General features: G+C 39.1%; 14 protein-coding genes. 9 read left to right on the top strand and 5 right to left on the bottom strand.

The window, feature by feature from the left end; all coding sequences use genetic code 11:
* The 9 genes from AC220I_RS10015 to AC220I_RS09975 form a co-directional block, all read left to right on the top strand.
* Positions 1–1,324 (top strand): thiamine pyrophosphate-binding protein (locus AC220I_RS10015; protein WP_486723685.1); only part of this gene is annotated, 1,324 nt, incomplete at its 5' end.
* A gap of 227 nt (positions 1,325–1,551) precedes the next feature.
* The gene (locus AC220I_RS10010; protein ID WP_486723684.1) at positions 1,552–2,055 is read left to right on the top strand and encodes a TRAP transporter small permease; all 504 of its coding nucleotides are present in this window, start codon (positions 1,552–1,554) and stop codon (positions 2,053–2,055) included.
* A complete protein-coding gene (locus AC220I_RS10005; RefSeq protein ID WP_486723683.1) occupies positions 2,056–3,339 on the top strand; it encodes a TRAP transporter large permease in 1,284 nt (427 codons plus the stop codon). It abuts the gene before it with no gap.
* Positions 3,340–3,384: 45 nt separating this feature from the next.
* The gene (locus tag AC220I_RS10000; protein ID WP_486723682.1) at positions 3,385–4,452 is read left to right on the top strand and encodes a TRAP transporter substrate-binding protein; all 1,068 of its coding nucleotides are present in this window, start codon (positions 3,385–3,387) and stop codon (positions 4,450–4,452) included.
* A gap of 293 nt (positions 4,453–4,745) precedes the next feature.
* Positions 4,746–5,609 (top strand): shikimate dehydrogenase, encoded by an 864-nt coding sequence (gene aroE / locus AC220I_RS09995; RefSeq protein ID WP_486723681.1) that lies wholly within the window; start codon positions 4,746–4,748, stop codon positions 5,607–5,609.
* Between the two features lie 22 nt (positions 5,610–5,631).
* Positions 5,632–6,450: a sugar phosphate isomerase/epimerase family protein gene (locus AC220I_RS09990; RefSeq protein WP_486723680.1), complete on the top strand. Its 819-nt coding sequence runs from the start codon at positions 5,632–5,634 to the stop codon at positions 6,448–6,450.
* Positions 6,451–6,600: 150 nt separating this feature from the next.
* Positions 6,601–7,539: a hydroxymethylglutaryl-CoA lyase gene (locus AC220I_RS09985; protein WP_486723679.1), complete on the top strand. Its 939-nt coding sequence runs from the start codon at positions 6,601–6,603 to the stop codon at positions 7,537–7,539.
* 182 nt (positions 7,540–7,721) lie between these two features.
* Positions 7,722–8,471, top strand: coding sequence for an IclR family transcriptional regulator (locus tag AC220I_RS09980; protein ID WP_486723678.1), 750 nt, complete (start codon positions 7,722–7,724; stop codon positions 8,469–8,471).
* Positions 8,472–8,600: 129 nt separating this feature from the next.
* The gene (locus AC220I_RS09975) at positions 8,601–9,524 is read left to right on the top strand and encodes an AEC family transporter (RefSeq protein WP_486723677.1); all 924 of its coding nucleotides are present in this window, start codon (positions 8,601–8,603) and stop codon (positions 9,522–9,524) included.
* A 14-nt stretch (positions 9,525–9,538) separates the two neighbouring features.
* Here the strand turns inward: AC220I_RS09975 and AC220I_RS09970 are convergent, their stop codons facing one another.
* The 5 genes from AC220I_RS09970 to AC220I_RS09950 form a co-directional block, all read right to left on the bottom strand.
* Positions 9,539–9,934 (bottom strand): hypothetical protein, encoded by a 396-nt coding sequence (locus AC220I_RS09970; protein WP_486723676.1) that lies wholly within the window; start codon positions 9,932–9,934, stop codon positions 9,539–9,541.
* 195 nt (positions 9,935–10,129) lie between these two features.
* Positions 10,130–11,236 carry a TRAP transporter substrate-binding protein gene (locus tag AC220I_RS09965; RefSeq protein WP_486723675.1) on the bottom strand — a complete coding sequence of 369 codons (1,107 nt, stop codon included), beginning with the start codon at positions 11,234–11,236 and terminating at the stop codon, positions 10,130–10,132.
* Between the two features lie 44 nt (positions 11,237–11,280).
* On the bottom strand, positions 11,281–12,567 hold the full coding sequence (locus AC220I_RS09960; RefSeq protein WP_486723674.1) for a TRAP transporter large permease: 1,287 nt from the start codon (positions 12,565–12,567) through the stop codon (positions 11,281–11,283).
* A gap of 2 nt (positions 12,568–12,569) precedes the next feature.
* Entirely contained in the window at positions 12,570–13,088 is a 519-nt protein-coding gene (locus AC220I_RS09955; protein ID WP_486723673.1) for a TRAP transporter small permease, read from the bottom strand.
* A gap of 18 nt (positions 13,089–13,106) precedes the next feature.
* The gene (locus AC220I_RS09950) at positions 13,107–14,036 is read right to left on the bottom strand and encodes an alpha/beta hydrolase (protein ID WP_486723672.1); all 930 of its coding nucleotides are present in this window, start codon (positions 14,034–14,036) and stop codon (positions 13,107–13,109) included.
* Positions 14,037–14,113: the final 77 nt, after the last annotated feature.

Below are 14,113 nucleotides of genomic sequence, written 5' to 3'. Positions count from 1 at the left end.
CGTTTTAATATCTGTTCCTATGGATATGTTTTCTAGAAGTATTGATACAGCACACTTTGAAAGAACTTTCCACGATTCTTCTTTTACTGCGAAGCCTGCACTTTCAAAAGAAACGGCAGTTGAAATTGCTAAAATGTTAATTAGCGCTGAAAGACCGGTGATCCATGCAGGTGGACAGTTGATTTATACAAAAGCGTCAAAAGCATTAACAGATTTAGTTGATTTCCTTGACATTCCGGTAACAAGAACCCTTATGGGGCAAGGCGCAATTCCTGATAACCATCCATTACATGTTGGTATGACAGGATTCTGGGGACTTGACTACGTAAATAAAACAGCATCAGAGGCAGATGTTATTTTAGGCGTGGGTACACGTTTTGCAGAAGCGGATTCAAGCTCTTGGTACAAAGGCGTTACCTTTAACATCCCTGGCAGCAAGTTGATTCAAATCGACTTGGATCCAGCTGAAATCGGCAGAAACTATCCGGTTGCAATCGGCGCTGTTGCAGATCCTAAGCTTGCACTTGAAGCGATCTTAGAAGCGGCTAAAGAACTTAAACCAGAAGGTATTGACCGTCCGGCTTTAAGAGCTGAAATCGCAGCAAATAAAGCGGCATTCAAAGCTTCAAACGTTGAAATTTCAAATGATAACAGATTCCCTATGACACCTCAAAGAATCTTAAAAGATGTTAGAGAAGTCTTCCCTGAAGATGGCATCATCGCAACTGATGTAGGCTGGAATAAAAACGGTATGGGACAACAATTTGAAATTACAATTCCAGGTACAATTCTTCATCCGGGTGGGCTTGCAACAATGGGCTTTGGTCCAGCGGCAATCTTAGGGGCAAAATTAGCAGCGCCAGATAAAAAAGTGATCACACTTGTTGGAGATGGTGGATTTGGGACTAACCCATCTGTTATTGCAACTGCAGTTGAACAAAATATTCCAGTGGTTTGGGTTGTGATGAACAATGGGGCATTCGGAACAATTGCAGGTCTTACGGCATCGCATTATGAGCATTCATTCGGAACGATCTTCAAACGCCCTGATGGCACGAAATACAATCCGGAATGGTCTGTTGTGGCTCAAGGATATGGCATTAAGAGCAAGAAAATCACATCTGCGGATGAGTTTAAAACAGTATTAAAAGAAGCGCTTGATTCAAACGAGCCTTATTTAATCGATGTTCCTATGGAAAACATACCAGTACCAACAGATGGTATTTGGAATATAAATGATATCTATACACCAAAAGAAAATGTAATCGAAGGTAAGTTGATGTATGGAGAAGCCCATAAATCGAAACATGTCGCAACAAAGTAGTTTCCTCTTATTGACAAATGCAACCTTAACAGGTTGCTTTTGTCAGCAAAAGAGAAAATCCTAATGTTGGATAAAATGCAAATAAATGATTGTTAACAGTAATTTGGGTAATACGGTGTTAAAAATTTAGGTCGGTAAAGTATTAAAGTATTAAAGTATTAAAGTGTCAAAGTGTCAAAGTGTCAAAGTGTCAAAGTGTGTTACAAATAATTGAAGGGGGAAAACTGATGAAAGTAGTGAGATGGTTGGATGAATACTTTGAAGAATATATTCTGGTAATCCTACTTGCATTAATTTCAGTTGTCATGATGACTCAAATCGTAATGCGATATGCATTTAGTGCATCGTTGTCATGGCCTGAGGAGTTTACAAGATATTGCTTTATCTGGTCGGTGTTCTTAGGGACAAGTTATTCGGTTAAAAAGAGAAACATGTTGAGGATAGATGCGGTAACGACGTTTCTGCCTAAAAGACTTCAAGAGTATTTAGACATAGTAATTGAAGTTGTGATTTTAGCCTTCTTTGGATTCCTTTGCTACAACTCAGTTGAAGTTGTACAAAAGCTCTATGCAAGTGGACAAACAAGTCCTGCTATGGAATTGCCGATGTACGTTGTTTATGCGTCAACTGTGGTTGGATTTGGCTTGACTGTTATTAGAAGTCTTCAAAACTTATTTAAACTAACTAAAGCGTTAAAAAATAAAGAAATTCAAGAGAAAGGTGGCAATTAGATGATCGTTCAAATTTTATTGGTATTTGTTGCGAGTTTAGTGTTCAGTATTCCAATTGCCATTGCAATTGGTATTGCGGCAATGCTACCATCAATCATTGATCCAGGTTTTGCGGCAAACGTTCAGTTTGTCATAAGAGGTATGGTTAGTGGTTCTGATAGTACACCAATGCTTGCAATTCCACTTTTTATCCTTTCGGGTTCACTTATGGCAAGAGGCGGTATTTCAAAGCGTTTATTTGACGTGTTTGCCTTTATCGTTGGTAAGAGAACTGCGGGGATGCCAATTGCGGTAATTATCACCAGCTTGTTCTATGGTGCAATCTCAGGTTCTGGTATTGCAACAACAGCAGCGGTTGGGGGGATGACAATTCCGATTTTGGTTTCTCTTGGATACGATAAAGTATTTAGTGCCGCTTTAGTAGCAACATCTGGAAGCTTAGGGGTTATTATCCCACCGAGTATTCCATTCATCATGTATGGATTGACAACTGGTACATCGGTTGGCGCGCTCTTTACAGCAGGTATTTTACCGGGAATTTTAATCGCTTTATCGCTTATGGTTTACGCTTACATCTATTGTAAGATTAATGGCGAAGACCGTGAAAAAATCGATGAAAATCTCAAGGAATTACGCGCAAAGGGATTCTTTGGCGTAATGAAAGACAGTTTCTGGGCACTTTTAGCACCGGTGATCATTTTAGGAGGTATCTACAGTGGCGTGGTTACACCTACCGAGGCTGCGTGTGTATCAGTGTTCTATGCCTTGATCGTTTGCCTCTTCATCTACAAGACGATTCAGTTTAAAGATGTTCCGGGAATCTTCAAGGAAACCGTCAGTTCTTATGGACCATTGATTCTTTTAATCGCACTTGCAACTGTATTTGGTCGTGTACTTACTTTATTAAGAGCCCCAATGATGATTGGCGACTTCTTAACAGGTACATTCTCAACGTCGGTAGCCTTGTTGCTTGCGATTAACGTCGTGTTCTTCATCTTGGGAATGTTCCTTGACGTAGGTCCTGCAATTGTAATCTTAGCACCAATTTTATTACCTGCTGTTGTGGCTGTAGGGGTAGACCCTGTACACTTCGGTATCATCATGACTGCCAATTTAGCAATCGGTATGGTAACGCCGCCATTTGGTGTAAACCTATTTGTGGCAAGCCCACTGGTAGATACGCCTGTAATGGAGTTGGGGAAAAAGGCGATTCCGTTTATCATCTCCTTTGCAATTGCGTTATTGATTATCACCTTTGTTCCAGCAGTAAGTTTGATGTTGTAGTAGTTTAGATTTAAAAATTGAATTGATTTTTAGGAGGAAGTAATTATGAAGAAGTTTATGAGCTTATTGTTAGTAATTGTTTTGGCATTTAGTTTAACAGCATGTGGCAATTCAACGACAGCAGCACCAAGCACTCCAGAAACATCATCAACAGAATCAAGTGAAGCGGCTCCAGCAGCACAACCAGCAGAAGCAAAAACATTACAAATTGCTTTAAGCGCAAATGAAACAAGCCCAGGTGGCGTAACAGCAAACAAAGTTAAAGAAATCATTGAAGCAAAATCAGGCGGGAACTTAAAAGTTGACGTATATCCAAATGCACAGTTAGGTGGAGATAGAGAATTAATCGAATCAACACAAGCTGGTAGTTTGTCTATGGCAACTTTAACAACTGCTCCAATGGTAAGCTTTATTCCAGAATTGGCTGTATTTGATATGCCAGTTGCTTTAACGGACTTAGACGTTGCGAGAAAAGTATTAAACGGACCTTTCAGAGATCTTATTGCTTCTAAATACGAAGCTGCTGGTTTTAAATTATTAATGATGGTTCCGGACAGCTTTAGAGAAATGAGCTCAAACGTTCCTGTAAATAAATTTGAAGATTTTTCTGGTATTGACATCAGAACAATGGAAAACAAATACCACATGGCATTCTGGCAAAACCTTGGTGCTAATCCATCTCCATTAGCATTCAGTGAGCTTTATATCGCTTTACAACAAGGTTTAGTTGATGCTCAAGAAAACCCATATGCAACATTAGTAGCGTCAAAATTATATGAGCAACAAAAATATGTCATCAATACAAACCACATCATGTTCATCAGCACAACTGTAATGAACAAAGATGTATATGATAGTTTATCTGCTGACCAAAAAGCTGTAATCGATGAGTCGTTCAAAGAAGCAGAAGAGTTTGGATTTGCTGAAGGTAGAAGACAAGCAGAAGCTTCACTTCAATTTATTAAAGATCAAGGCATTGAAGTCATCGATTTAGCGCCAGAAGAAGTTGCTAAAATGCAAGAAGCAGCTAAACCAGTATACGATATGATTCGTCAAGATATTGGTGCTGAATTAGTAGACGCTTTATTAAAAGCATTAGATGAAGCAAAATAATCAAAGTCAAATATAAAAAGCTGTTTATTTCACCTTTGATAAAATTGACTAAAATAAGTATTGAACGGATATATTATATTGTGTAAACCTTGTGAGGAGGTCCCCATAGATTGGCATGATCTATGGGGACACATTATAAAATCGAAGTCTTATATGATCAGGATTTAATTATATATATTTAACATGGAAAATAATGATGTAGGTTCAAATATGATTGAGATACATCAATAAAAAATACATGCGCATGAGACATAAAAAATGAGATCACCACTAAATTTCAGGGGGCTAAAATTATGATTACTTTAAACACTAAACTTGTGGGTCTTTTAGGATATCCATTGACGTTTACATTTTCACCAACCATGCATAACAGTACATTTGAGCATTTGGGTTTAGACAATTTCTACTTGCCGATTGAAGTGGGCAAGGACGGTCTAGAAGATGTATTAAACGGTATACGTAGAATGAACTTTATTGGTTGTAATGTCACAAAGCCTAATAAGGTAAGGGTCTTACGTTACTTAGATGAAATTGATGAACTCGCAAGTAAGATTGGTGCAGTTAATACGGTTAAAATCGTAGACGGTAAGTTAATTGGCTACAATACAGATGGCTATGGCTATGTGGAATCATTAAAGACAGTAATCGGTGATGTTAAGGGTAAAAAGTTCATCCTTTTAGGCTCTGGTGGTGCTGGTAGAGCAATTGCATTTACGCTTGCAAGTGAGGGCGCTGGTAAGATTTTAATCTTTGACAAAGCAACGGATTGTGGTGAAAAAGTGGCAACTGAAGTTAATGCAGGTGTAAAGCATTGTTCTGAGTATGTTTCACTAAGCGAAGCGAATTTAAAAAATGCCATAGATGAATGTGATGTCATCATCAATGCAACTGGTGCTGGGATGATCCCAAATGTGGATGTTACACCTATTGATAAGTGCTTATTAAGACCAGGCATTATAGCAAGTGATATTACTTATAACCCTGTGAAGACAAGATTCTTAAAGGATGCTGAAGAAGTGGGTTGTACAACACATAACGGTGTCGGCATGCTGATTTATCAAGGTGCTAAAGCCTTTGAAATTTGGACTGGCCTTGAGGCGCCCGTTGAGCATATGACTCAAACCGTTACACATATCATTGAAAACTTAAATAAATAGACGATTTGTAAGCGAGGTTATTATGGGAACGAAATTTTCTTTGGCGCATTTGACGGTTTTAGGATGTGCGCCGCCTGAAATGATTTATATCGCCAAAATGTGCGGTTATGATTATGTAAGTTTAAGGCCAATTTATATGGGCTTGCCTGGGGAACCAAATTATGATTTGGCAAACAAGAAGGACATGCTTTTACAGACCAAAAAAGCGATGCAATCAACAGGCATTGGCGTCCATGATATAGAGCTTGCAAGAATTGTTAATGACATTGACGTCAAGCAGTATATTCCAGCCATGGAAGTAGGTGCTGAGCTTGGTGCAAAGAGTATTTTATCCAGCGTATGGACCAATGACAAGAGTCTATATACGGAGAAATTTCATGAGCTATGCGAAATTGCAAAGCCATATGGCCTAAATGTAGATCTTGAGTTTGTGACTTGGTCAGGGGTTAAAAACCTGAGTCAAGCAGTTGAGCTGTTGAAATCCACTCCAACCACCAACAAAGGATTGATGGTGGATACACTGCACTTTAATCGATCAAGAGTTGAACTTGAAGAACTAGAAGGCTTGCCAAAGGAGTGGTTCAATTTCGTTCACTTATGTGATGGCCCTAAAGAAATTCCAACAACTGATGAAGGCCTGATTTTTACAGGTAGGGATGAACGCTATTATGTTGGTGAAGGCGGCATTAATATCGATGAAATCATTACAAGAATTCCAAAAGATGTTGTATTCTCGGTGGAACTGCCACACATCAAAAGAGTTGCTGAATTTGGCTATGCTGAGCACGCAAGAAGATGTCTTGTAACTGCTAAGGATTATCTCAAAAAAATAAACTACTAATCAACTCATCCTCAAATGAATATAAAAACCCAAACGTTTTAAGTCTAAATAAATATAGACCTCTATATTTATTTAGGTTTAAGGCGACATACATAATTGCATGCCCAATGGTGTGCAATCCATAATTTATGACGAAAGTGGAGGCATTATATGAATTTTCCAAAAGAAGTTGTCATTGCAGAAGTTGGCCCAAGAGACGGTCTTCAAAACGAAAAAAAGATCTTTTCAGCCATTGAAAAAGCAAATTTGATAGATCAAGCAATTGAAGCAGGATACAAGGTTATTGAAGTTGGTTCAATGGTGCATCCGAAGTCGATCCCGGCTTTAGCGGATACTGTTGAAGTTTACAAGTTAATTAAAAACAAAGAGGGTGTCGACCTTCGTGTTTTAGTCCCAAATCTCAAAGGAACAGAACGTGCCATTGAAGCGGGGATTAAAAAGGTAAAGTTGACCGTGTCTGCAAGTAAGTCACATAACATCAGCAATTTTAACCGTTTACCCCTTGAAACGATGGATTCTTTTCAGGCTTCTTATGATTTAGCAAAGGCAAATGGCCTTGAAGTTTCAGGTGCTATTGCAACATCATTTGGCTGTCCTTTTGAAGGCATCATTTCTATTGAGCAAATTGAACCGATCGTTCAAAAGTTTGTTTCTCTGGGCATTATGGAAATTTCCTTATCGGACACAACTGGAATGGGTGGTCCTAAAGAAGTTTATGACAAGTGCCATTATTTTAAAGAAAAGTACCCTGATGTAACTTGGAATATTCATTTTCACAACACACGAGGTATGGCCCTTGCCAATATTGTCGCAGCTATGCAAGCGGGTATGAATCGTTTCGATGGTGCTTTTGGCGGTTTAGGTGGCTGTCCCTATGCACCAGGTGCATCTGGAAACGTCGCTTCTGAAGATATTGTCCATATGCTTGAACTCATGGGAATAGAGACAGGCGTTGACCTAGACAAGGCGATTGGTCTTGCAAAGCACGTTAGAACTTTGGTTGGACACGATGTGGACAGCTATATGCTGAAAGCTGGTAAATCTTCTGATCTCATCCGAGAAGCACCTGTAAGACAAAATAATGGTTAGTTTCACTTATAAAAGGGCTTTGGCCTGAATTATTCATACAAAATCAATGAACATTTATCGATGTCTATCTTAAAAGTTGTAGTATAATATAATAGGATATGATTTTATGGATTTTGATACTACTTTATAAGGTGGAGCAAATACGAACTCAATTTAAATAACTTATTAAAAATGGAGGAATTATGCCCGATAAATCTGTTCAGAATAGATCAGTAGACAGAACTTTGGATATTTTAGAAGCGTTTATAAATGTAGAAAATGGATTGACATTAAATGAGATCGCCTTAAAGATTGATTTGTCATCAAGTACCGTCTATAGGCTGGTGATGACTTTAACCAATCGAAATTATTTATATAGAGACAATGAAAGTAAGCGTTTTTATTTGGGAAGCCAATTAAATCGATTGGTAAACTTAAATCAAATTGATGCAAAAGAGCACCTTAAGAACGTGGCACACCCTTATATGCAGGCGGTCTTTCAGGAGACCAACGAGAATATTGGTCTTTACATTCAAGCGGATGATTGCAAACTGTGTATTGATAGAATGGAGTCGACAAAAGCCCTAAGACATGTAATTGATATTGGCGATTGCGTGACCATGAGCAAAGGGGCCATAGGCAAGGTACTCTTGGCTTTTATGACCCCTGAGGAATGGAAGCCATTTGACAAAGAAGGCTGGCCAAAGAAAGAGGAACTCCAAAAAGTCAAGAATAGTGGCTATGCCTTGAGCATCGGCGAACGTGAAGAGGGACTGATCGGTATTGCCGCACCCATTTTCAATGCAAAGGGAAAAGTTATCGCTGCGGTTTCAATGTCAGGACCATCTGTAAGGTTCATGGATGAGCTCATAACAGAGAAAATTGAAATCGTCACTAAGCTTGCCAAAGACATCTCTGCAGCAATGGGATTAGAAAATAGTGAGACAAAATAAAGTGTACATTGCGTACACTTTTTTAATACAAAAAATGAGTGAAAAATCGATCTACATGATGTAAGCAGCCTTAATTTTATATGGTATTTACTTAGTTTAAGTGGTTCGGTTTCATAGAAAGAGGTTAAGATGGCACAAGCAGTGATCATAGGGACGATGATTCTTAAAATGTTTATAATGATGTCTGTAGGGATGGTGGGCTCTGCCACAAGGATTATTACAGATGAGGGCAATAAGGCGTTAACGGATATTTTACTCCAGGTTGTGACACCAATATTGATCGTGGTTTCATACCAGGTAGACTATAGCTCAGATAAACTTCAGGGCCTTTTGATGGCAATTGCACTTTCTGTGGTCAGTCATTTTGTTGCCATTATCATTTCAGTGGTAGCCATTAAAAAAAAGGGTAACCAAGATTTTCAAGTGGAGCGCATGGGCACTGTTTACTCGAACTGTGGCAACATGGGCATTCCACTTCTCTTTGCAACTTTTGGCGAAGAAGGTGTCTTTTATGTAACAGCCTACTTGACCGTCTTTAATCTCTTTGTTTGGAGCCATGGTGTTGCCTTGATGACAGGGGCCGTAAGGAAAAAGGATATTTTGACCATATTGAGATCGCCAAACATAATTGCCATATTAATTGGCTTAAGTTTTTTTATTACGGGGATCAGACTACCCAAAATATTTTTAGAGCCAATGCAGAGTATAGCCCTTGTAAATACCCCTCTTGCAATGCTTATTGTTGGTGCAACTTTGTTTAAAAGCCAATTTGTGGAGATTATCAAAAATAAAGGCGTGTATTATGTTGCCTTTTTGAGGTTACTCCTAGTACCACTTGTGATGATTTTGATCTTCAAGGTATTTAATCTATCGGGACTCATTCCGACGATTGTTTTAATTGCAACCGCTTGCCCAATTGCTTCAACTGGAACCATGTTTGCCGTAAAACATAAAAAGAACGCAAATTATGCCGCAGGATTGTTGAGTTTCACAACATTGCTGAGCATAATGAGCATTCCTTTAATGGTCATTATTTTTTCATGGTTTCAATAGCCAATTTGAATTGATTATAAACCGATTGCTTCTATAATGAGTATCGCCTTATATTTTAAATCTGCATTTTGAAAGCCCATTTCAAGCGTCGAGTTATCATGATTCAATCTAATGCCTTGTATCTGAATACCAGCATCGGACAAAATTGGGATGAGCTTAATCACTTTTTGGGGACCTGATTCTGAATCAAACGTTATGATTTCACTTGTCTCAGAGAAAATGGCATATTCTTCAGTGACCAGTTTAAAGGCGCTTATAATGCCATCGCTATCAGGCTTTGAATTAATTGTATTGCGATCATATGAGTTTTGAATTTCTTGAAGGTGCTTTTGATATTGATTTGATGAATTTAAGAGGGTAAATTCTTGCGTTTTGGAATCAGTATGATTCAAGTTTGAACTGCTGAACATATGGATTATCCTTTCGATTATATCTTGTATTTAAAAGGTCTATAGCTGTAATTGTTTTATAAACTATAACACACTTTAAAATTATGTCAAGATACATGCGGGACATTAATTGGACAGATCACTTTTATAGATATAAAAAAAGATGGTGAGCGGATATCACCATCTTTTTTTTATTTCAATAAGAAAGGGGTATTTCTATTTGTTTATTGTCGCTAGAATTTCATCAATAACCTCATCGCCGCATAGGCTTCTCGCTTCGGCATAAACAGGTGCTGCGGCCTCTTTCATTTTTACAAAGTCGGCATCCGTGAAGTTGATTACTTCAAGGCCGGCTTCTTGAAGTTTAGCTTGTAAATTGCTCTGAGATGCATCTGTTGTTTCACGCGTCCATTTGTCAACATCTTTCATCGTATCCGTTATGAGCGTTTGGTAGGCCTCAGGCATACTGTTCCATGTATCAATATTTATCGTGTAAGCGTTGAAAAACATAACGTGATTTGAGTTAACCAGGTACTTTTGTTGCTCATAAATTTTACTGTTGTAAATGGTATCCAGTGGATTTTCTTGTGCAGAAACAAGACCTTGCTGTAGAGCGATATAGAGTTCACTAAATGGAAGTGGTGTAGGGTTAGCACCAACAGCCTCCCAGAACATCATATGAAGTGGATTTTCCATAGTTCGGATATCAAGGCCTTGAAGATCTTCATAGCTACGGATTTCCTTGTTTGAGCTAATTTGACGATAAGTGATTGGCATAATGCTTAGAACCTTAACGTTTAATTTGCCATATTCTTCGTCGATTAAGGCACGTGCTTTTGTACCTTCTTGAACAACTGCTGTGGCTGTTTCAATATCGTTATAAAGTGCAGGTAAATCTAGGAAGGCCAAGGCTCTCGAAGTTGAGCCACCAGCGGTTCCAACCGTCATGGCAATCTGACCGGACTTTTGATTTTGAATGAGTTCACCGACAGTTCCAAGTTGGAAGGCTGGATATGAATCAACTGTGATCTTGCCGCCAGAGCGCTCTTCGATCAATTTTTTAAAATAGAGTGTGCCTCTATGACCGTCAGATTCTTCTGGTGCGCCATGTCCGAGGATTAAGTTGAATGTAGGACCGTCAGCGGGTAACACAGAGGCCTCTGCAGGTTCTGCTGGGGCAGTTGCAGTTGCAGTTGCTGGTGCACTTTCACTTGCTGCAGCTTCGGGTGAAGTTGAATTGCTGCCACAGCCTGTCATCGTAAATATCATTGTAAGCATCAATATCAATGTCAAAATACTTTTAGAGTTCATTTTTAAGTTCATAATTGTATCCTCCTGTAATTTTATAAGACGATTGAAGTTCGATTTTATATGAGCAATAAAGTGATTTTAGGAATGAAAGTAATCATCAGCAGTGCAATAAGATAGATTGCGCAAAAGGCAATTGCTTTTTTGCCAATTGCACCAACTGAAGTGTCAGAAATTGAGCTGGCCACAAAGAGATTGAGGCCAAATGGTGGTGATATAAACCCGATTGCGAGGTTGAAAACCATAATAACCCCAAATTGCACTGGATCTATGTGGAATCGAGTAAGGACGGCCACGAGCATGGGTGAAATAATAGCCACAGCTGGTCCTGCATCCATAAACATACCAACAATTAAGAGTATAAAGTTGAAGATTAGTAGGAAGTAAACACCACTGGATAAGTTAGAGGTAAAGAACTCTGCCAACATTGCAGGTGCTTTTAGTAATGTTAAAACCCTTGAAAAAGCAATTGCAAATCCAAGTAACAATGCAATGGGTGCATATGCTCTGATGGCACCATCTAAAAACTGTGGAATATCTTTTACTTTTACATTTTTGTAAACGAAAATACTTACAAATAATGCATAGAACACAGAAAGAACAGCCGCTTCAGTTGGCGTTACAATTCCTGAATAAATACCACCAAGAATAATAACGGGTGTCATGAGTGCCCAAAATCCATCTTTAAATATTTGGAGAAGTCCTTTAGAACGCAACTTGTTGTAGTTTTCAGCGATTTTTTCTTTATCCTCACCATGAATCTTGCAATAAATATATACATAAATCATAAGCATTGCAGCAATCATAATCCCAGGTATAAAGCCCGCTGTGAAAAGTGCACCTACAGATGTGCCGGTCATCATACCATACATGATAAATGGGATGCTTGGTGGAATGATAATGCCGATACCACCTGCAGCAGCCACTAGAGCAGCTGAAAAGACGACATCATACCCTAGTGAAACCAAAATGGGTACGGTCATTGCACCTACTGCAGCAGTTGTTGCAGGACCAGAGCCGCTAATGGCACCATAGAACATAGCTGTAATGACAACTGCAATTGGCATCCCAGCGGTACGATTACCAACAAAGTAAGCAAATACATTGAAGAGCTTTTCCGATATACCACCTTGAGCCATGATGATACCAGACAACATAAATAGTGGAATTGCCAATATAGGCGTATTATCAACAGCGCCAACCATTGCGCGTAATACATACAATGAGTTCGCTGCAAAATGTGGATTTATAATTCCTGGTAAGAATGTTGCAAAACCAATTCCCATGGCAATGGGAAATCCAATAAGGAGACAACCGATAAAGACGATTAAAATTGTTACTAACACAATTATGCTCCTTTCTCAACGAGTTCAGGTTCTAGTTTGACACCATATGTGATCTCGCATTTTACAATTTTAATGAGGTGCTGTGTGATTCTCAAAACTGCAAGCGCAAAGCCAAGGGTTGCCACGATATACAAGTAATACACAGGCATTTCCAGAGCAGGACTCAACATACCTGATTCTGCAGCAAGGAAAGCAACTTTAACAGACTGGACCGCACAGTATGCAAAAAAAACTAAGCTGATAAGCCACATGATGACATCTACTATTTTTTGAAGCTTGGCTGGGAGAAGCTTAAAAAGGGAATCGATTCGGAAGAGCAAACCCTCTTTAATACAATAGCCCATACACAGATAAGCTGAAGCCACGAAGCCGTATCGTGCAAGTTCTTCTGCCCAAGGCAATGCACTGCTAAAGCAATAGCGCATTACGATTTGAAGCATGAGCAAGGATGAAATTAAAGCTAGAAGAATCATTAAAGTGACCCTTTCAAAATTCGCATCTAGCCATTTTATAGTTTTCATTATTAACCTCCTAAGGCATTAGAGCATGCCAAATTCTCTTTTGAATGTACGATACATTGCTTCTCGAATCCAATCGGTTAATGGGGCAGGCACTAGATCAAAGCCGTGTGGTACTCTTGGCATGCAATATAGCTCTGTTGGTACAGAAAATGCCATGAGTCTTCTCGCATAATCGATGCCTTCATCTCGTAATGGATCGTATTCATTAACAATCATACATGTAGGAGGCAATCCTGACAAGTCTCTTGCAAGTGCAGGTACTGCATAATAGGAAGGCAGTGAACCATCAAAACCACCAAGATAATGTACCCAAACACCAGAGAGACCATCTCCTTTAACGAGAGGAGCATTGTCAAAGTTTTGCTGTGCAGATAATGAAGTTTGGAGATAGTCAAGTGCAGGGAAGTTTAAGACTTGTGCTGAAATCTTGGGCCCCTTATGATCTCTTAGGTAAAGGCAAAGACCTGCAGCAATACAGCCCCCTGCGCTGGTACCGAAAACACCAATTTTTTCAGTGTCGATCCCAAGTGATTCTGAGTTGTCAAGTGCATAATTAAGTGCAGCAAGACAGTCTTCAATCTGTGCAGGAAAGACACTTTGAGGTGCAAGACGGTATCCTACTGAAACTACAGTGCAAGAGACATTTTTTGCAATTAAAGAGGCACGGATATTGTCATTATCAAGGTCACCCGTGATAAAACCACCGCCGTGGATATTGATCACAAGTGGTGCTTTTTTTGCCCCTATATTGCGATAAACTCTAATGGGTACATCTGGGGCATCCTTAAGGCCTGGAACCATGAGATCAAACATCTCCAATCCTTCTGGTAGTTTGAAATTCAACATGAGTTCTCGAATAACATTTCCAAGATTACCTTCGCTTTTGCCGTCCAACCCCATATGGACACCCCACAGCATTTCGTAACCTGGGTGTGGTTGATGCTTCATTTACTAACCCTCCTTAAATAATTATTGATAATGAAGTCGAAATACCAACAAAAAAGCTGTCAATATATCGAACTCTT

Source organism: Fusibacter sp. (assembly GCF_057447755.1).
This window is presented reverse-complemented; position numbering and strand designations above follow the sequence as displayed.

Coding starts and splice junctions, on each gene's coding strand:
- AC220I_RS09950 (WP_486723672.1), bottom strand. CDS start 14,036: ATGAAGCATCAACCACACCCAGGTTACGAAATGCTGTGGGGTGTCCAT.
- AC220I_RS09980 (WP_486723678.1), top strand. CDS start 7,722: ATGCCCGATAAATCTGTTCAGAATAGATCAGTAGACAGAACTTTGGAT.
- AC220I_RS09965 (WP_486723675.1), bottom strand. CDS start 11,236: ATGAACTTAAAAATGAACTCTAAAAGTATTTTGACATTGATATTGATG.
- AC220I_RS09985 (WP_486723679.1), top strand. CDS start 6,601: ATGAATTTTCCAAAAGAAGTTGTCATTGCAGAAGTTGGCCCAAGAGAC.
- AC220I_RS09975 (WP_486723677.1), top strand. CDS start 8,601: ATGGCACAAGCAGTGATCATAGGGACGATGATTCTTAAAATGTTTATA.
- AC220I_RS10000 (WP_486723682.1), top strand. CDS start 3,385: ATGAAGAAGTTTATGAGCTTATTGTTAGTAATTGTTTTGGCATTTAGT.
- AC220I_RS09955 (WP_486723673.1), bottom strand. CDS start 13,088: ATGAAAACTATAAAATGGCTAGATGCGAATTTTGAAAGGGTCACTTTA.
- AC220I_RS09990 (WP_486723680.1), top strand. CDS start 5,632: ATGGGAACGAAATTTTCTTTGGCGCATTTGACGGTTTTAGGATGTGCG.
- aroE (WP_486723681.1), top strand. CDS start 4,746: ATGATTACTTTAAACACTAAACTTGTGGGTCTTTTAGGATATCCATTG.
- AC220I_RS10005 (WP_486723683.1), top strand. CDS start 2,056: ATGATCGTTCAAATTTTATTGGTATTTGTTGCGAGTTTAGTGTTCAGT.
- AC220I_RS10010 (WP_486723684.1), top strand. CDS start 1,552: ATGAAAGTAGTGAGATGGTTGGATGAATACTTTGAAGAATATATTCTG.
- AC220I_RS09970 (WP_486723676.1), bottom strand. CDS start 9,934: ATGTTCAGCAGTTCAAACTTGAATCATACTGATTCCAAAACGCAAGAA.